This is a genomic window from Streptomyces sp. NPDC032472 (assembly GCF_040636955.1).
GTDB lineage: Bacteria > Actinomycetota > Actinomycetes > Streptomycetales > Streptomycetaceae > Streptomyces.
Genome location: NZ_JBEZVK010000052.1, coordinates 1 through 17,422, shown reverse-complemented (window position 1 = coordinate 17,422; position 17,422 = coordinate 1). Strand labels below are relative to the sequence as shown.

The window sequence follows — 17,422 nt, the reverse complement described above, 5'->3', positions numbered from 1 at the left end:
GCTCCCCGGGCCGCCACATTACTAGCTGGGGGTCACGGAGCGGCACCCTCCGGGCGCCCGCTGTGCACGGGCGGAGGCGTACAGGCACACGGCGGCGGCCGTGGCGAGGTTCAGGCTCTCGGCCTTGCCGTGGATCGGGACGCGTACGACGGCGTCGGCGAGGGCCCGGGTCTCCTCGGGCAGGCCCCAGGCCTCGTTGCCGAAGACCCAGGCGGAGGGGCCGCCCATGGTGCCGGCGTCCAGTTCGGCGTCGAGGTCGTCCTCGCCGGCCCCGTCGGCGGCCAGGATCCGTACGCCCGCGGCCCGCAGCCCCTCGACGGCCTGCTCGACGGGCACGCCGACGGCGACGGGCAGGTGGAAGAGGGAGCCGACGGAGGCGCGGACGGACTTGGGGTTGTACAGGTCCACGGAGGCGTCGGTCAGGACGACCGCGTCGGCCCCGGCGGCGTCCGCGCAGCGCAGCACGGTGCCGGCGTTGCCGGGATCGCGGACGTGCGCGAGGACGGCGACGAGCTTGGGCCGGGCAGCGAGGATGTCCTCGAAGGGCGAGTCGAGGAAGTGGCAGACGCCGACGAGCCCCTGGGGGGTGACGGTCTGCGAGACCTCGGCGAGGACCTCGTCGGAGGCGTAGTGGACGCGGGCGCCGGCCTCGCGGGCGGCCGTGACGATCTCGGCGTAGCGCTCGGCGGCCTCGACGGTGGCGAACAGCTCGATCAGGGTCGCGCCCGTGGCTCCGCGGTGCGCGACGGCCTCGCGCACGGCCTGGGGGCCCTCGGCGAGGAAGCGGCGCTCCTTGGTGCGGAAGTTGCGCCGCGCCAGGCGCCTGGCGGCGGCCACCCGCGGGGATCGGGGGGAGATCGGCTCGGCGGGGGCGGGGGTACCCATGGGCGGTCGGCTCGCTTCCGTACGTACTGCGGTGTGGCGTGGGGCTGGTCGGCTACAACGCACCGGACCCGCAGGCACGGGGCCTGCGGGTCCGGGCTGAAGCCAGTGAAGGGCTTGTCGCGCGCGTGGTGCTTAGGCGGCGGCGGGGGCCTTCGGGGCGTTCACGTCGGCCGGGAGCGCCTTCTGGGCGACCTCGACCAGCGCGGCGAACGCGTTGGCGTCGTTGACGGCCAGCTCCGCCAGGATCTTGCGGTCCACCTCGACGTTGGCGGCCTTCAGACCCTGGATGAGGCGGTTGTACGTCATGCCGTTCTGGCGGGCAGCGGCGTTGATGCGCTGGATCCACAGCTGACGGAAGTCGCCCTTGCGCTTCTTGCGGTCGTTGAAGTTGTAGACCAGCGAGTGGGTGACCTGCTCCTTGGCCTTGCGGTACAGGCGCGAACGCTGACCGCGGTAGCCGGAGGCCGCCTCGAGGATCGCCCGGCGCTTCTTGTGGGCGTTTACTGCCCGCTTGACGCGTGCCACTTTTTAACTCCTTGTAGCGGGGCCGCGGGTGTCTTCACACGGCCCGAAAGTTCGATGGGGTACCGGTCTCGGCGTCCCTGGCCCCGGCGGTCGCCGGAGCGGGGGGACGTCAGATGCCGAGAAGCTTCTTGATCTTCGCGGCGTCGCCCGGGGCCATCTCGGCGTTGCCGGTGAGGCGACGCGTCAGCTTGGACGACTTGTGCTCGAGCAGGTGGCGCTTGCCGGCGCGCTCGCGGAGCACCTTGCCGGAGCCGGTGACCTTGAAGCGCTTCTTGGTACCGCTGTGCGTCTTGTTCTTCGGCATGGCGCCGTTATCTCCTCGTCGGTGGCGTCCCCACCGGTCCGGTACCGGACCGGCTTGCGGGAACGTCATGTTGTGTCGGGTGATCCGGGACAGGCTGCCCCGGAATCAGGCCTCGGCCGGAGCCTCGGGGGAGGCGTCCTCGGTGGCCTCGGCGGAGGCGACCCCGGTGTCCTCCGCGGCGGCGGCTCCCTTGGCGGAGTCGTCGGCGGCGGCACCCTGGCGCTCGGCCTTGCGGGCGGCCTGCGCCTCGCGGGCTTCGGCCATCGCCTCGGTCTTCTTCTTGTGCGGACCGAGGACCATGATCATGTTGCGGCCGTCCTGCTTCGGGTTCGACTCGACGAAACCGAGCTCCTGGACGTCCTCCGCCAGGCGCTGCAGCAGTCGGTAGCCGAGCTCCGGCCGGGACTGCTCGCGACCACGGAACATGATCGTGATCTTGACCTTGTCGCCCTGCTTGAGGAACCGAACGACGTGACCCTTCTTGGTGTCGTAGTCGTGCGGGTCGATCTTCGGCCGGAGCTTCATCTCCTTGATGACCGTGTGCGCCTGGTTCTTGCGCGCCTCACGGGCCTTCATGGCCGACTCGTACTTGAACTTGCCGTAGTCCATGAGCTTGCAGACCGGCGGGCGTGCAGACGCTGCGACCTCAACCAGGTCCAGGTCGTACTCCTGCGCGAGTTCAAGCGCCTTCGCAAGCGGGACGATGCCCACCTGTTCGCCGCTGGGACCGACGAGTCGCACCTCAGGGACACGAATCCGATCGTTGATGCGGGGCTCGGTGCTGATGGATCCTCCTCGGTAGCACCACACGACTGTCCGGGAGACAGCCGCTGACGTCTTGTGTCGTCTACGACCAACCGCGGCGGAACACGAAAAATGCCCCGACGGGCACAGGCAGGGGCTCCAATACAACCGGAGCACCGCCGCGTGCGAACCGCGGGGCGCAGACTCGGGCAGCTTTCCATCGTCCGTACGGAACGATGGATGCCACCTGACCGGTGACCCGCCGCCCCGGAGGGCGGTCAGGTGGGAGAACGGAGCCTCCACTTGTGGGCCGGGGACATGCGTCTCCGGCCGGTCGTTAGCCCAATATAGCATTCCGCGCCAGGTCCGCTCACCCGGCGGCCTGCGGAGCGGGGAGCTCCGCGGCCCGGCTTATCGTGTGAGGCATGACTGACGCGACCCCCACCCCCGACGCCGCGGCCGAGCAGGCCGGCCACGCCCACCAGGCCGACCAGGCTCCCGACTACGACGCCATGACCCGTGACATCGCGGACGTGCCCGCCGTCGAGGTGATCACCACGGTGGCCGTGCACCTGCTGAGCGCCGCGGCGGTCAACCTGGGTCTGGACAAGCCGGACTCCGAGCACAAGGACCTCGACGAGGCCCGCAAGCTGATCACGGCCCTGGCCGGCCTGGTCACCGCCAGCGCCACCGAGATCAGCTCCTTCCACGCGGCCCCGCTGCGCGACGGCCTGAAGTCGCTGCAGCTGGCCTTCCGCGAGGCCTCGATCGTGCCGGACGAGCCGGGCCAGGGGCCGGGCGAGAAGTTCACGGGGCCGGTCTTCGCGTAGGCCGTACCAGGCCGGGCCGGGACGGTACGGGGCCGGTATCGGCCGGCCGCGGGACATGCGCAAGGGCCGGGGCGGCGTTCGCCCCGGCCCTTCCGCATGTCCCGGTCAGCGGGAGCGGGAGTACAGCGGCTCGCCGGGCGGAGCCGGGGCCGTCTCCGGGAGCAGCGCCAGGTCCAGGCCGCGCACCAGCCGGGCCCGCAGCGTCTCGTCGGCCGCCAGCGCCTCGGCGACGCGGCGGGCCGCGGCGGGGGCCTCGGGGCCGGCGGCGAGCACGATGGCCAGGGTCCCGTCGGAGTCCGCCCCGCCCGGGCCGAGGTGGGCCCCGAGCACGGCCGGCTCCGCGGCCACCGCGGCCCGTACGGCCTCCCGTACGGCGGGATCGGCCAGCGCGTCGGTGTCGGTGCGGCCCTCGGCCAGCGCGAGCAGCGCGGGGCCGGTCAGCTGGTAGGCGACGGGGCCGGCCAGGTCCAGGACCACGGTGTCGGCCTTCTCGTGCGCGGCGGCGGCCAGCGCCTGGTGCAGCGGGACGGCGACCGGGCGGGCGGCCGGGTCCCACAGGGCGAGCGAGGCGGTCGAGGTGAAGGCGGGCAGGGCCCGGCGGTCCCCCGCGCGCAGGGTCGGCACGGCCATGTCGCTGGTCTTCTCGCGCTTCAGGCCGGTCTCCGGGTCGGTCTCGACCTCGCCGAGGACGGCGACGACCGGGACGAGCAGGCGGGCTCCCTTGAGCGCGGCCAGCACCTCCGGCTCCTTCGCCCGGTCCTCGGACCAGGCGGCCAGGGCCGCGCTCAGCCGGGGGTCGGCGGATCCGTCGTCGTCGGAGAAGCCGGGGTCGGGAATGTTTTTGTTCGCCACAGTTACCCGACCCTATCCCGCCGTGTCCGCCGGGCCGCGGGCGGTGCGGGTGCGCGCGGGGCGGGTACGACGTGCGGTGCGGGTACGTGCGGTGCGCGGGCGGCGGGCCAGTACGGCGGCCACCGCGAGCAGCGCCAGCCCGGCTCCCGCGGCCACCGGGACGCGAAGCCCCTCGCCGGGCGCGGCGGCGCGCGCCGGGTCGGGGCCGGGGCCGGGGCCGAAGTACCGCTGCGTGGCCGCGACGGGCACGGGGACCGGCGGCTCGGGGTGCAGCGCCCCGGCGGCCTGGAGGGCGGCGACCGGGTCGACCAGGCCGTGGCCGCGGGAGTCGTCGCGGCCGCCGGCCGGGGTGTCGGAGGCGGTGTCCTCCAGCAGCTTCTTGATCTGGGCCGGGGACAGGTCCGGGTGCGCGGACCTGATCAGGGCCACGGCGCCCGAGACGAACGCGGCGGCCGCGCTGGTGCCCCAGCCCTCGTAGTAGGCGCGGTCGGGGTCGGCGATGACGACGTCGACGCCGGGGGCACTGACGGTGGCGTACCAGTTCCGGGTGGAGAACGGGGCCTTGCGGCCGCTGCGGTCGACGGCGGTGACCGCGATGACGCCGGGGTAGGCGGCCGGGTAGGAGACGCGGTCGCCGTCCCGGCCGCCGTTGCCGGCGGAGGCGACCACGACGACGCCCTTGGCGAGGGCGTACTGGACGGCCTCGTCCTCGGCGGGCTCGTGGTGCGCGGAAGCGCTGTCGTCGCCGAGCGAGAGGTTGATCACGTCGGCGCCGTGGTCGGCGGCCCAGCGGATGCCCTCGGCGAGGGCGGCGCCCTTGCTCTCGCGGGCCTGGGCGCGGCCCGCGTCGCCCTCTTCGAGGATCACGCGGACCGGGAGGATGCGGGCCTGCGGGGCGAGGCCGAGGATGCCCTGGCGGCGGTTCCGGCCGTGGCCGTGCCCGGCGATGATCCCGGCCATCGCCGTGCCGTGGCGGGCCCAGGCGCGGTCGCCGGGGCCGGCGCCGAGGCCGACCAGGTCGGCACCGTCGAGGACCTGCCCGGCCAGGTCGGGGTGGGCGGGGTCGACGCCGGTGTCGAGGACGGCGACGGTGACGCCGCCGCCCTGGGTGGTGCCCCAGGCCTCCTCGGCGCGCAGGGCCGTCAGGGCCCACTGGCGGTCGCGGACGGAGTCGGCGTCGGCGGCGGCCGGGGGTGCGGTGGTGGCCGCCGTGGCGGCGAGGGCGAGTCCGAGGGCGACTGCGGAGCCGAGTACGCGGGAACGCCTCACCGGCCACCGCCGCCCGGCTCGGCGGACGGGGCGGCGGCCAGCTCCCGTACGGTGCGCTCCAGGCGTTCGCCGACCGCCTTGGCGCCGTGCCCCAGGCCCGCCTGGGCGACCGCGCCGGTGGCGTCCTTGCGGAGGGCGTCCGCGGCGGGGACGGGCGCGGGGACGGTGCGGCCGTCGGCGAAGGCGGAGACGGTGTAGACGACCACCGGGGCGTCGGGGAGCACGGCCGCGGTCCAGGCGGCGCGTCGGCCGTCGCCGAAGCCGTAGGCCGGCGGCGCGGTGAGGCGGCCGTCCAGCGCGGCCATCGCGGGGGCGTCGGCGGGGGTGAAGACGAGGCCGACGGCGACGAGGGAGCTGCGGGTGGCGTCGCTGTAGGTGGCGCGGAGCACGCGGGTGCAGCCGGTGGGGGCGAGGGCCGCCTGCCAGTCGGGGGTGAGCGCGGGCCCGCACTCGGAGTCGGGGGCCAGCGCGACCCGCGTCCAGGTGCGGTCGGCTCCGCCGGGGCCGGTGTCGGGCGCCGCCAGGACGGGCGGGAAGAGGGTGTCCACAGGGGCCGTGTGCCACAGCGAGCCGGCCCGGCGGTAGGCGGCCTCGGCGGACGGGGGCCGGTGCGCGGCGTGTTGCTCGGCCCAGGCGCCGAGGGCTGCGCCGCCGAGGCAGCCGATCCCGAGGACCGCGCAGAGCACCGCGCCCAGGGCCCGCCCGGGCGCCGCACCACGGCCCGCCTCGGAGCCGGGTTCGGCGGGCGCCGCGGGCTCCGCTGTCGACGTGCTCATCCGGCGGCTCCGCCCCCCGTTTCCATCCGGCTGCCTCCGCCGTACTCTACGCGTCCCACCCGCCGCACCGCGCCCGCCTCAACCCCGGCGAGCCTCCCCCCGCCCGGGGCCGCATCCTGCCGGGCAGGACCCGCACGCCTCAACCGCCGCCGAGGCTGGGAAATGATCCCCGCCCCCGGGCCACGTCCTGCCCGACAGGCCCCCGCGCCTCAAACGCCGGCGAGGCTGGCATTGCCCAACCCCCGACCGCCCCGGCGACCGTGACTCCGCATCGCCTCAAACGCCGGCGGGGCTGAAATGGCCCCAAAGTGCGCCCCGCCCGGCAGGGGCGGGCGCGCCTCAAACGCCGGCGGGGCTGGGTTCGCCCCGTGCCCCAGCCGACCCGCCGGCCGGAGCTCCGCGTCGCCTCAAACGCCAGCGGGGCTGGAATCAGCCCGGATCAGGCTGCGTTGTGCGGCGCCAACAGCCGTCACGGGCAGCCGAAAACCGTCGCAGCCCACCCAGCCCGCCGGCGATTGGGGCAGCAGCCGGGAGTCGGCTGCCAAGCCCACCCCCCGGGCCCAGGGAACCAACCCAGCCCCGCCAGCTCAACCCAGCCCCGCCGGCGATTGAGGCGCCCGACGCCACGGCCATCAGGCCCACCCCCAGCCCAAGGGGCCAAACCAGCCCCGCCGACCCAACCCAGCCCCGCCGGCGATTGAGGCGACCCGACGCCACAGCCGCCAGGCCCACCCCAGCCCAAGGGGCCAAACCCAGCCCCACCGGCCCAACCCAGCCCCGCCGGCGATTGAGGCGACCCGACGCCACGGCCGCCAGGCCCACTCCCGGCCCGGGTGGCCATACCCAGCCCCGCCGGCGATTGAGGCGACGCGGAGCCGGGGTCGCCCGGCCCACCCCTGGCTCAGGGGCAACACCCAGCCCCGCCGGCGGTTGAGGCGACGCGGAGCCGCGGGCCGCGCGGAGCGAGGGGTACCCAGCGGTAACGCGGCGTGGCAAGCTGCCCCGCATGGACTTCGCCGCCGCCCGCGACCGGGCCCGGTACGACCGGGCCACCGCGCATCTCGACGCGCCCCTCGCCCTCGTGGACCTCGACGCGTTCGACGCCAACGCCGACGATCTGGTGCGCCGCGCCGCCGGCAAGCCCATCCGGGTCGCGAGCAAGTCGGTCCGCTGCCGGGCCCTGCTCGAACGGGTCCTGGCCCGCCCCGGGTTCGCCGGGATCATGTCGTACACCCTCGCGGAGTCGATCTGGCTGGCCCGCTCCGGCTTCGGGGACGTCCTGCTCGCCTACCCCTCCGCCGACCGCGCCGGCTTCGCCGAGCTGGCCGGCGACCCGAAGCTGGCCGCGGCGGTGACCGTCATGGTCGACGATCCGGCGCAGCTGCAGCTGATCGACCGCTCCCGGGCCGGCGGCGCCGAGGAGATCCGTGTCTGCCTCGAACTGGACACCGCGCTGCACCTGTTGGGCGGCCGGGTCCGCGTCGGCGCCCGGCGTTCACCGCTGCGGCAGCCGGCCCAGCTCGCCGCGCTCGCCCGCGCGGTCGCCGCCCGGCCGGGATTCCGCGTCGTCGGGCTCATGGGGTACGAGGGCCATGTGGCCGGGGTCGGCGACGCGTTGGCGGGGCGGCCGCTGCGCTCCCGGGCCATCCGGCTCATGCAGGCGGCGGCCCGCCGCGAGCTGGCGGCGCGCCGCGCCGAGGCGGTGCGGGCGGTGCGCGCGGTGGTCCCGGACCTGGAGTTCGTCAACGGCGGCGGTACGGGCAGCGTGCAGCAGACCGCCGCCGAGGAGGCGGTCACGGAGATCGCGGCCGGTTCGGGCCTGTACGTGCCGCGGCTGTTCGACAACTACACCTCGTTCCGCGGCCGCCCGGCCGCCCTGTTCGCCCAGCCGGTGGTCCGCCGCCCGGGGGTGGGCGTGGTGACGGTGCTGGGCGGCGGCTACCCGGCCTCCGGTGCGGCGGGCGCGGACCGGCTGCCGGAGCCGTACCTGCCGCAGGGGCTGCGCTACGACCCGCAGGAGGGCGCCGGCGAGGTGCAGACCCCGCTGCTGGGCGGCCCGGCCGACGATCTGCTGATCGGCGACCGGGTCTGGTTCCGGCACGCGAAGGCGGGCGAGCTGTGCGAGCGCTTCGACGCCCTGCACCTGGTGGAGGGCGACCGGGTCACGGCCACCGTTCCGACGTACCGGGGCGAGGGCCGCACCTTCCTTTAGGCCACGTCAGTACACGCTGTCCCGCTGGTCCGGGATGACGCTCGTGTCGCCCCGCCGGACCGGGCCCGCGGTGCCGTCGCGGTCGGTGTAGCCGGTGGTCGAGCACGGGTACGGCGTGGTCTTCTGCTTCTTCGGCTCGATGAACATCGGGTTCACGATCCACTTGCCGTCGCTGTTGTCGTACGCGCGGCACATCAGCTCGTTCTTGTTGCGGTTGACCACGAGCCGCAGGGCGGTGGCGTCCCGCAGGAACGAGACGTCGGTGTCGGAGTCGCCGGCGGCGAAGACCTGGCGGCGGGCGGCCGGCTGGACCTTCTCGGCGGCAGGGCCGCGGACGCCGAAGACCTCCTGGTTGATCCAGCACCGCTTGCCGTCGATGTACGTGATCATCGTGTCGGCACCGTCCCGCACCGACCCGCAGCCCTGGAGGTGGGAGGTGAGGGTGCCGCTGCGCGTGGTGGTGTTGCGGATGCCGATGACGTGGTCCGCGCCGATGCCGACGCCCGCGGCCCAGACCTCGACGACGGGCTGCGGGGAGGCCGAGCTGATCCAGACGTCGAAGCCGGCCTTCTGCAGGGCGGTGATGAGGTCCTTCTGCTGGTCGTAGTAGCGGACCCAGCCGGTGGCGGTGCCGCTGCCGACCTGCTGCTTGGCCCCGGTGGGCGCCGCGAGGTTCTCGGTGCGGGCGGCGGCCGCGAAGCCGCGGATCTCGGCGGCGGTCCAGCCCTGCATCAGCTGGGGCAGCCAGGCGTACGCGGGCTCGGTGGTGCGGTGGTCCCAGCCGGCGAAGGCGGCGGCGCCGGCCCGGGTGGCCGCGGTGCCGTAGACGGCGGCGATCTCGTCGGCGCAGCCGGTGCCCTCGGGGGTGCCGGTGGGCAGCGGGGTGCCGGGCGCGGCGAGGGGGCCGCACGCGGCGGCGAGGGCGGTGGCGGCCGCGGGGGTGAGGTGGCGGCTGCTGGTGGTCCAGTCGCCGGCGGCGGGCTGACGGATCCTGCTGTTGCGCAGGAGCCAGTACATCGTGGCGTCGCCGACGTCGTTCTTGACGACGGTGTTGTCCCAGTCGAAGACGGCGACGGGTTTGGCGCGGCTCGGGCGGTACGGGTTGCACGCGCCGTGGGTGTCGATGAGCTGCTGGAGCCGGGCCTGGTTGTCCCCGTACCAGCCGGCGGCTATCCGCGGGGCGGTGCAGGGGGCGCCGGGGCGGCCGGACGCGGTGGACGCCTGGGCTGCGGGCGCGGCGGCGAGGGTCCCGGCCGCCAGCGCGGCGGCGGCAGCGGCAGCGGCGGCGGCGCGGAGCCGGCGTACGGGCACGGCCACGTGCGCGGTGACGGGGACGGGGGTGGTCGGGTCACGGGGCGGGGCTCTCCTGGTTCGGACGAAGATCGTCGCGGACGGTATGGCACGACAGCCGGGCGTCGTGCGACGCCCGGCTGTCGGGTGGGTGGAGTACGGGTGAACGGTCGGTGCGCGTCCGCCCGCCCGCGGGTGGCGGCTACAGGGGGGTGACGTACGCGCCGGAGATACCGCCGTCGACCAGGAAGTCGGTGGCGTTGATGAAGGAGGAGTCGTCGCTGGCGAGGAAGGCGACGGCGGCCGCGATCTCCTCGGCCTCGGCGAAGCGGCCGAGGGGGATGTGGACGAGGCGGCGGGCGGCCCGCTCGGGGTCCTTGGCGAACAGCTCCTGCAGCAGCGGGGTGTTGACGGGCCCCGGGCACAGGGCGTTGACGCGGATGCCCTCGCGGGCGAACTGCACGCCGAGCTCGCGGGACATCGCGAGCACGCCGCCCTTGGAGGCGGTGTAGGAGATCTGGGAGGTGGCGGCGCCCATGATGGCCACGAAGGAGGCGGTGTTGATGATGGAGCCGCGGCCCTGGCGCTGCATGTAGGGCAGGGCGGCCTTGCAGCACAGGTAGACGGAGGTGAGGTTGACGTCCTGGACGCGCTTCCAGGCCTCCAGGCCGGTGGTGAGGATGGAGTCGTCGTCCGGGGGCGAGATGCCCGCGTTGTTGAAGGCGATGTCGACGGAGCCGTAGGTGTCGAAGGCGGTCTTGAACAGGGCCTCGACCTCCTCGGGGTCGGTGACGTCGACGCGGACGAAGGTGCCCCCGACCTCCTCGGCGGCGGCCTTGCCGGCCCTCTCGTCGATGTCGCCGCAGACGACGTTGGCGCCCTCGGAGGCCAGGCGGCGGGCGGTGGCGAGGCCGATGCCGCTGCCGGCTCCGGTGATGACGGCGGTGCGGCCGACGAGGCGGCGGCAGACGATCTCTTCCGTGGCTGCGGTCGCTTCAGTGCTCATGCTGTTCAGGCCTCCGTGCTGATGAAGACGTTCTTGGTCTCGGTGAAAGCGGTGAGGGCGTCGGGTCCGAGCTCGCGGCCGAGTCCGGACTGCTTGTAGCCCCCGAAGGGGGTCCAGTAGCGGACGCTGCTGTGGGAGTTGACGGACAGGTTGCCGGCGGCGACGGCGCGCGAGACGCGCAGGGCGCGGCCGACGTCGCGGGTCCACAGGGAGCCGGACAGGCCGTACTCGGTGGCGTTGGCCAGGCGTACGGCGTCCTCCTCGTCCTCGAAGGGCAGGACGACGGCAACGGGCCCGAAGACCTCCTCGGCGGCCACGGGCGCGGTGGGGTCGACGTCCGTGACGAGGGTCGGCGGGTACCAGAAGCCCGGGCCTTCGGGGGCGGTGCCGCGGACGGTGGTGAGGTCGTCGGTGACGTAGGAGCGGACCCGGTCCAGCTGGGCGCGGGAGATCAGCGGGCCCATCTGGGTCTTCTCGTCCCCGGGGTCGCCGACGCGCACGGCTTCGATGCCGGGGACGAGCAGCTCCAGGAAGCGGTCGTAGGCGGAGCGCTGGACCAGGATCCGGGTGCGGGCGCAGCAGTCCTGTCCGGTGTTGTCGAGGAAGGCCATCGGCGCCGCGGCGGCCGCGGCGTCCAGGTCCGCGTCGGCGAAGACGATGTTGGGGCTCTTGCCGCCGAGTTCGAGGGTGACCCGCTTCACCCGGTCCGCGCACTTGGCCATGATCTGTTTGCCGACGCGGGTGGAGCCGGTGAAGACGATCTTGGCGACTCCGGGGTGTTCGACGAGCGCGTCGCCCGCGACCGCCCCGTGGCCGGGCAGCACCTGGAAGAGGTGCTCGGGGATCCCGGCTTCGAGGGCGAGTTCGGCGAGGCGCAGGGCGGTGAGGGGGGTGGTCTCGGCGGGCTTGAGGAGGACGGCGTTGCCCGCGGCGAGCGCCGGGGCCAGGCCCCAGGCGGCGATCGGCATGGGGAAGTTCCACGGGGCGATGACGCCGATGACGCCGAGGGGTTCGAGGAAGGTGACGTCGATGCCGCCGGGGACCGGGATCTGGCGGCCGGAGAGCCGCTCCACTCCGCCGGCCGCGAAGTCGAGCAGGTCGCGGACGTTGCCGGCCTCCCAGCGGGCGTTGCCGATGGTGTGGCCGGCCTCGGCCACCTCCAGCTGCGCCAGTTCCTCGATGTGCCCGTCGACGACCGCGGCGAAGCGGCGCAACAGTCGGGCCCGGTCGGCGGGGGCCGCGGCCGCCCAGGCGCGCTGCGCGGCGGCGGCCCGGGCGACTGCGGTGTCGACGTCGTCCCGTGTGGCGGCCGGGACGATGGCGACGGTTTCCTCGGTGGCCGGATTGAGAACCCTCAGGTGGTCGGGGGCCAGCGCGTCGGACACGGGGTGCCTCTCAGACGGTCGGTGCGATCGGTTCATGGGGTGGGCTCGTACGGGGTGCACGGCGCGGGCCGTACGGGGTGCACGGCGCGGGCGCGTACGGGGTGCACGGCGCGGGCGCGGCCCAAGCGCGGCGCGTAGGGGCGCAGGGCCAGGGCGCGGCCGCCCGCCGCTACAGGCGTTCGAAGGAGCGGCGGCGCTCCCAGTCGGTGACCGCGGAGTCGTAGGCGTCCAGTTCGACGCGGGCCATGTTGAGGTAGTGGGCGACGACCTCGGGCCCGAAGGCGGCCTTGGCGATCTCGCTGTTCTCCCACAGCTCCGCGGCCTCGCGCAGGGTGGCGGGTACGTGTTCGAAGTCGCCGGTGTAGGCGTTGCCGGCGCAGGCCTCGGGCAGTTCGAGGCGGTTCTCGATGCCGTAGAGGCCGGCCGCGACCAGGCCGGCGACGGCGAGGTAGGGGTTGACGTCGCCGCCGGGGAGGCGGTTCTCGAAGCGCGTGGAGCGGCCGTGGCCGACGACGCGCAGGGCGCAGGTGCGGTTGTCCATGCCCCAGGCGACGGCGGTCGGGGCGAAGGATCCCGGCCGGAAACGCTTGTACGAGTTGATGTTCGGGGCGTAGAGAAGGGAGAAGTCGCGCAGCGCGGCGAGCTGGCCGGCCAGGAAGTGCCGCATGACGGGGGACATGCCGCCCGGGCCGTCGCCGGCCATCGCGTTGCGTCCGTCGGCGTCGGTGAGCGAGAGGTGGATATGACAGGAGTTGCCCTCGCGCTCGTCGAACTTGGCCATGAAGGTGAGCGAGACGCCCTCCTGGGCGGCGATCTCCTTGGCCCCGGTCTTGTAGACGGCGTGCTGGTCGCAGGTGGTCAGGGCCTCGTCGTAGCGGAAGGCGATCTCGTGCTGGCCGAGGTTGCACTCGCCCTTGGCGGACTCCACGGTCAGGCCGGCGCCCTGCATCTCGTTGCGGATCCGGCGCAGCAGGGGCTCGATGCGGCCGGTCCCGAGGACCGAATAGTCGATGTTGTACTGGTTGGCGGGGGTCAGGCGGCGGTAGTCGGCGTTCCAGGCCTGCTCGTAGGTGTCCTGGAAGACCATGAACTCCAGCTCGGTGCCGACCATGGCGGTGTAGCCCTGTTCGGCGAGGCGGTCCAGCTGGCGGCGCAGGATCTGCCGGGGCGCGGCGACGACGGGCGCGCCGTCGTTCCAGGCGAGGTCGGCGAGGAGGAAGGCACTGCCGGGGTGCCAGGGGATGCGGCGCAGGGTGGCGAGGTCGGGGTGCATGGCGAAGTCGCCGTAGCCCCGCTCCCAGGAGGACATCTCGTAGCCGTCGACGGTGTTCATGTCGGTGTCGACGGCGAGGAGGTAGTTGCAGCCCTCGGTGCCGTGCTCGAGGACCTCGTCGAGGAAGAACTGTGCGGCGAACCGCTTGCCCTGGAGCCGGCCCTGCATGTCGGGGAAGGCCAGGACGACAGTGTCGATCTCACCGCTGGCGACGAGGGAGCGGAGCTCCTCGGGCGCGAGCGGCGGCGTGCGGTCTACCACGGGGATCTCTCCTTCGGTGAGCCGAGGGGGCCTAAGGTATTGAACAGAACCATTGCTTGGGAAGGGGAGGAGCCGAGATGACCGGCACGGCGAGCGAAGACGATGCGATCGCACGGCTGAATCCCGTGCTGCGGCAGGTGCGGGCGGGCAACGGTTTCGAGGAGGCGCTCGAACAGATCCTCCAGGTGGTCCGGCTGGGCCTGGTGCCCGGCGGGGAACGGCTCCCGCCGGAGCGCGAGTTGGCGGAGCGGATGGGGATCAGCCGGGTCACCCTGCGCGAGGTGCTGAAGGTGCTCCAGGAGCAGGGCCTGGTGGAGGCGCGCCGCGGCCGGTACGGCGGGACGTTCGTGCTGCCCCGCCCCGACACCCCGGCGGGCGGCACCGAGGACGAGCTGCGCCGGCGCGTGGCGGGCGTGGACCTGGAGGACGTCCTGCGCTTCCGCGAGGTGCTGGAGGTGGGCGCGGCCGGGCTGTGCGCCGCGCAGGGGCTGACCGAGGAGGGCACCGAGCGGCTGCTCGGCGCGCTCGCCGCCACCCACGACGCCCCGCTCGCCGACTACCGCCGCCGGGACACCCTCTTCCACCTCACCCTGTGCGAGCTGGCCGGATCCGCCACCCTCACCGCCCAGTACGCGGCCGTCCGGGCGGCGGTGAACGATCTGCTGGACTGCATTCCGCTGCTGGTGCGCAACCTGGAGCACTCCCAGCAGCAGCACACCGCCCTCGTGGACGCGGTGCTGGAGCGCAACGCGGACGCCGCCCGCGAGGTGATGCGCGAGCACTGCTGCGGCACGGCGGCGCTGCTGCGGGGCTTCCTGGCCTGAGCGGGCCGAGAGGTTTTCGTAACCCCCGTTTAACGCAGGGGTCTTGCGCCGGCCGCTCCATTCCGGCAAAGGTACGCGGCAAAACCATTGTCCGGGCAGAGCGGGAGCGCACATGGCCGACGACACCGGGGCACGGCTGACGGCCGTGCCCGTACCCACCAGATCCTCCGAGGGCGGCGAGGACGGCTACCTGGAGCGCCGCACCCTGCGCCGCGGCAGCGCCGGCTGGCTGCTGCTGACCGGCCTCGGCGTCGCGTACGTCGTCTCCGGCGACTTCTCCGGCTGGAACGTCGGCCTCGCGCAAGGGGGCTTCGGCGGTCTCGCCGTCGCCACCGCGCTGATGGGCGCGATGTACGCCTGCCTGGTCTTCTCCCTCGCCGAGCTCTCCGCGATCCTGCCGACGGCGGGCGGCGGCTACGGCTTCGCCCGCCGGGCCCTCGGCCCCTGGGGCGGCTTCCTCACGGGCACCGCCATCCTCATCGAGTACATCCTCGCCCCGGCCGCGATCGTCATCTTCATCGGCGACTACGTCGAATCGCTGCACCTGTTCGGCCTGACCTCCGGCTGGCCCGTCTACCTCGCCTGCTTCGCCGTCTTCATCGGCATCCACCTGTGGGGCGTCGGCGAGGCCCTGCGCTTCTCCCTCGTCGTCACCGCCGTCGCCGTCGTCGCGCTGATCGTCTTCGCCGCGGGCGCCTTCACCGGTTTCGACGCCTCGGGCCTGGACGACATCGCCGTCGACACCACCGCCTTCGGCGCGAGCTCCTGGCTGCCGCTCGGCGTCCTCGGCATCTGGGCCGCGTTCCCCTTCGGCATGTGGTTCTTCCTCGGCGTCGAGGGCGTGCCGCTGGCCGCCGAGGAGGCCAAGGACCCGGTGCGCTCCATGCCGAAGGCCCTGTCGATCTCCATGGGCATCCTGGTGCTGCTCGCCCTGCTCACCTTCCTCGCCTCCACCGGGGCGCGCGGCGCCGACGCCATCAAGGACGCCGGCAACCCGCTGGTCGTCGCGCTGGAGGGCGAGGCAGGGCTGGCCTGGCTGAAGACCTTCGTCAACTACGCGGGTCTGGCGGGGCTCGTGGCCTCGTTCTTCTCGCTGATCTTCGCCGGCTCGCGGCAGCTGTTCGCCCTCTCCCGCGCCGGCTACCTGCCCCGCTTCCTGTCCCTCACCTCGCGGCGCAAGGCCCCGTACCTGGGCCTGGTCATCCCCGGCGCGATCGGTTTCGCGCTGGCCGCGGCCACCGGCAACGGCCCGCGCATGCTGAACATCGCGGTGTTCGGCGCGACCATCTCCTACGCCCTGATGGCGCTGTCGCACATCGTGCTGCGGCGGCGCGAACCCGGCCTGGAGCGCCCGTACCGCACGCCCGGCGGCATCGCCACCTCCTCGGTGGCCTTCGTCCTCGCGCTGTCTGCCCTGGTCGCCACCTTCCTGGTGGACAAGGACGCCGCGTTCATCGCCCTGGGTGTGTACGCGGTCGCCCTGGGCTACTTCGCGTTCTACAGTCGGCACCACCTGGTGGCGTCGGCGCCGGAGGAGGAGTTCGCGGCGCTGGCGCAGGCCGAGGCGGAACTGACCCGCGACTGACCCGCAACCGACCCGCGACGGCCCGCGACCGGCGCGACCGGTCCGCCGCCGAACCCACCGACCGTCCGACTCCCTCCCCCCGAACCGCCCTTGGAGGTAGCAACCGTGCCCAGGCCGCTCATCGGCATCACCACCTACGTGGAGGAATCCACCCGCTTCAGGGTCTGGGACGTCGCGACGTCCCTGGTGCCCACCGGGTACCACGAACTCGTCCAGGCGGCGGGCGGCGCGGCCGTGCTGCTCCCGCCGGACGAACCGGGGACGGCGGCCGAGGTGCTGAGCCGGCTGGACGGCCTGGTCGTCGCGGGCGGCCCGGACGTGGACCCCGTCCGCTACGGCGCCCCCCGCGACCCACGCACGGGCCCGCCCGCGACGCAGCGCGACGAGTGGGAGCTCGAGCTGATCGCGGCCGCCCTGGCCGCCGACCTGCCGGTGCTCGGCATCTGCCGGGGCATGCAGGCGCTGAACGTGGCCCTCGGCGGCACCCTGGTCCAGCACATCGACGGCCATGTGGAGGCACCGGGGGTGATGTCCTGGCACCCGGTGCGCCCGGTCGCGGGCACCCGGTACGCGGCGCTGGTCCCGGAGGAGGCGGAGGTGCCGACGTACCACCACCAGGCCGTGGAGGAGCTCGGCCGGGGGCTGGTGGTCTCGGCGCACGCGGTCGACGGCACCGTGGAGGCGATCGAGCTGCCCGACCCCGACCGCTGGGTGGTGGGCGTCCAGTGGCATCCGGAGCGCGACAAGGACACCCGGGTGATGGCGGGCCTGGTCGCCGCGGCGGCCGACCGCGCGGCCACCCCGGTCCGCTAGTGCTGTGACCGGAAAGGTTCACCGGGTCGCGACGCCCGGCACGGCACCTCGCCGCGTTGTCGGCCCTCGCAAGTACGTCCAGTACGAGCCGAGGCCCTCCGCCTTGCGATGCACCGCACCGGACGCCGCGACCCGGCAAAACTTTCCGGCCACAGCACTAGTAGGGCTTGGTCAGATCGGCTGTGGTTGAGCGTGTCCTTCTGGTTCGGTGTTGCGTTGAGAGAGCGTGACTCCGGATGAGATTGCTGCTGTGCGTGGCGAGTTGGAGGACTTCGCGGCGGAGGTTTTCGAGCCGTTCGCGAGGAACGACCAGCGTCGGTGGGGGCAGGTCTACCTGCGAGGCCTGCTCACTGACGGGCAGCGCAAGTCGGTCGAACCGATGGCCGCCCGGCTCGGGGAGGACGGAAACCGGCAGGCCCTGGCCCACTTCATCACCACCAGCCCGTGGGATCCGTCCCACATCCGGGCCCGGCTGGCCTGGAGGATGGAAGGAGCGGTCCGGCCCACCGTGCTGGTCTTCGATGACACCGGGTTCCTCAAGGACGGCAATGCCTCGGCGTGTGTGTCGCGGCAGTACACCGGCACCGC

General features: G+C 73.9%; 17 protein-coding genes. 6 read left to right on the top strand and 11 right to left on the bottom strand.

Annotated elements, in window-relative coordinates; all coding sequences use genetic code 11:
- Nucleotides 1–21: 21 nt before the first annotated feature.
- From AB0F11_RS28060 to infC, 4 genes are all read right to left on the bottom strand, one after another.
- Nucleotides 22–885: an RNA methyltransferase gene (locus AB0F11_RS28060; protein ID WP_362179292.1), complete on the bottom strand. Its 864-nt coding sequence runs from the start codon at nt 883–885 to the stop codon at nt 22–24.
- Nucleotides 886–1,017: 132 nt separating this feature from the next.
- Nucleotides 1,018–1,410: a 50S ribosomal protein L20 gene (rplT, locus tag AB0F11_RS28055; protein ID WP_352214554.1), complete on the bottom strand. Its 393-nt coding sequence runs from the start codon at nt 1,408–1,410 to the stop codon at nt 1,018–1,020.
- Between the two features lie 109 nt (nt 1,411–1,519).
- Nucleotides 1,520–1,714 carry a 50S ribosomal protein L35 gene (rpmI, locus tag AB0F11_RS28050; protein ID WP_114056849.1) on the bottom strand — a complete coding sequence of 65 codons (195 nt, stop codon included), beginning with the start codon at nt 1,712–1,714 and terminating at the stop codon, nt 1,520–1,522.
- 105 nt (nt 1,715–1,819) lie between these two features.
- On the bottom strand, nt 1,820–2,524 hold the full coding sequence (infC, locus tag AB0F11_RS28045) for a translation initiation factor IF-3 (protein ID WP_362179287.1): 705 nt from the start codon (nt 2,522–2,524) through the stop codon (nt 1,820–1,822).
- A 359-nt stretch (nt 2,525–2,883) separates the two neighbouring features.
- Here infC and AB0F11_RS28040 point away from each other — a divergent pair, with 359 nt between their 5' ends.
- Nucleotides 2,884–3,288 carry a DUF1844 domain-containing protein gene (locus AB0F11_RS28040; RefSeq protein WP_362179285.1) on the top strand — a complete coding sequence of 135 codons (405 nt, stop codon included), beginning with the start codon at nt 2,884–2,886 and terminating at the stop codon, nt 3,286–3,288.
- Between the two features lie 105 nt (nt 3,289–3,393).
- Here AB0F11_RS28040 and AB0F11_RS28035 read toward each other — a convergent pair whose 3' ends face one another.
- The 3 genes from AB0F11_RS28035 to AB0F11_RS28025 are packed head-to-tail and all read right to left on the bottom strand — an operon-like array spanning nt 3,394 to nt 6,185.
- The gene (locus AB0F11_RS28035) at nt 3,394–4,140 is read right to left on the bottom strand and encodes an SseB family protein (protein ID WP_362179282.1); all 747 of its coding nucleotides are present in this window, start codon (nt 4,138–4,140) and stop codon (nt 3,394–3,396) included.
- A gap of 12 nt (nt 4,141–4,152) precedes the next feature.
- Nucleotides 4,153–5,409 carry a type VII secretion-associated serine protease mycosin gene (mycP, locus tag AB0F11_RS28030; protein WP_362179279.1) on the bottom strand — a complete coding sequence of 419 codons (1,257 nt, stop codon included), beginning with the start codon at nt 5,407–5,409 and terminating at the stop codon, nt 4,153–4,155.
- Nucleotides 5,406–6,185, bottom strand: a complete 780-nt coding sequence (locus AB0F11_RS28025; protein ID WP_362179277.1) for a hypothetical protein — start codon at nt 6,183–6,185, stop codon at nt 5,406–5,408. Before AB0F11_RS28025 ends, mycP begins: the two co-directional genes overlap by 4 nt.
- Nucleotides 6,186–7,191: 1,006 nt before the next feature.
- On the opposite strand from AB0F11_RS28025, the gene AB0F11_RS28020 reads away from it, so the two are divergent.
- Nucleotides 7,192–8,397: an alanine racemase gene (locus AB0F11_RS28020; protein ID WP_362179274.1), complete on the top strand. Its 1,206-nt coding sequence runs from the start codon at nt 7,192–7,194 to the stop codon at nt 8,395–8,397.
- A 6-nt stretch (nt 8,398–8,403) separates the two neighbouring features.
- On the opposite strand, the gene AB0F11_RS28015 is transcribed toward AB0F11_RS28020, so the two are convergent.
- The 4 genes from AB0F11_RS28015 to AB0F11_RS28000 form a co-directional block, all read right to left on the bottom strand.
- On the bottom strand, nt 8,404–9,714 hold the full coding sequence (locus AB0F11_RS28015) for a haloacid dehalogenase-like hydrolase (RefSeq protein WP_362179271.1): 1,311 nt from the start codon (nt 9,712–9,714) through the stop codon (nt 8,404–8,406).
- A 175-nt stretch (nt 9,715–9,889) separates the two neighbouring features.
- Nucleotides 9,890–10,693, bottom strand: a complete 804-nt coding sequence (locus tag AB0F11_RS28010) for a 3-oxoacyl-ACP reductase (protein WP_362179268.1) — start codon at nt 10,691–10,693, stop codon at nt 9,890–9,892.
- A gap of 5 nt (nt 10,694–10,698) precedes the next feature.
- Nucleotides 10,699–12,114 carry an aldehyde dehydrogenase family protein gene (locus AB0F11_RS28005; RefSeq protein WP_362179265.1) on the bottom strand — a complete coding sequence of 472 codons (1,416 nt, stop codon included), beginning with the start codon at nt 12,112–12,114 and terminating at the stop codon, nt 10,699–10,701.
- 133 nt (nt 12,115–12,247) lie between these two features.
- Nucleotides 12,248–13,612 carry a glutamine synthetase family protein gene (locus tag AB0F11_RS28000; RefSeq protein WP_362179262.1) on the bottom strand — a complete coding sequence of 455 codons (1,365 nt, stop codon included), beginning with the start codon at nt 13,610–13,612 and terminating at the stop codon, nt 12,248–12,250.
- Between the two features lie 77 nt (nt 13,613–13,689).
- Between AB0F11_RS28000 and AB0F11_RS27995 the strand changes: the two genes are divergently transcribed.
- The 4 genes from AB0F11_RS27995 to AB0F11_RS27980 all read left to right on the top strand — a co-directional run.
- Complete coding sequence (locus AB0F11_RS27995; protein WP_362179259.1) at nt 13,690–14,436, top strand: FCD domain-containing protein; 747 nt, start codon at nt 13,690–13,692, stop codon at nt 14,434–14,436.
- 112 nt (nt 14,437–14,548) lie between these two features.
- Nucleotides 14,549–16,021, top strand: coding sequence for an ethanolamine permease (gene eat, locus AB0F11_RS27990; RefSeq protein ID WP_362179257.1), 1,473 nt, complete (start codon nt 14,549–14,551; stop codon nt 16,019–16,021).
- 105 nt (nt 16,022–16,126) lie between these two features.
- Nucleotides 16,127–16,834 carry a gamma-glutamyl-gamma-aminobutyrate hydrolase family protein gene (locus AB0F11_RS27985; protein WP_362179254.1) on the top strand — a complete coding sequence of 236 codons (708 nt, stop codon included), beginning with the start codon at nt 16,127–16,129 and terminating at the stop codon, nt 16,832–16,834.
- 226 nt (nt 16,835–17,060) lie between these two features.
- Nucleotides 17,061–17,422, top strand: a 362-nt coding sequence (locus tag AB0F11_RS27980; protein WP_362179252.1) for a transposase, incomplete at its 3' end; no start/stop codon positions are given.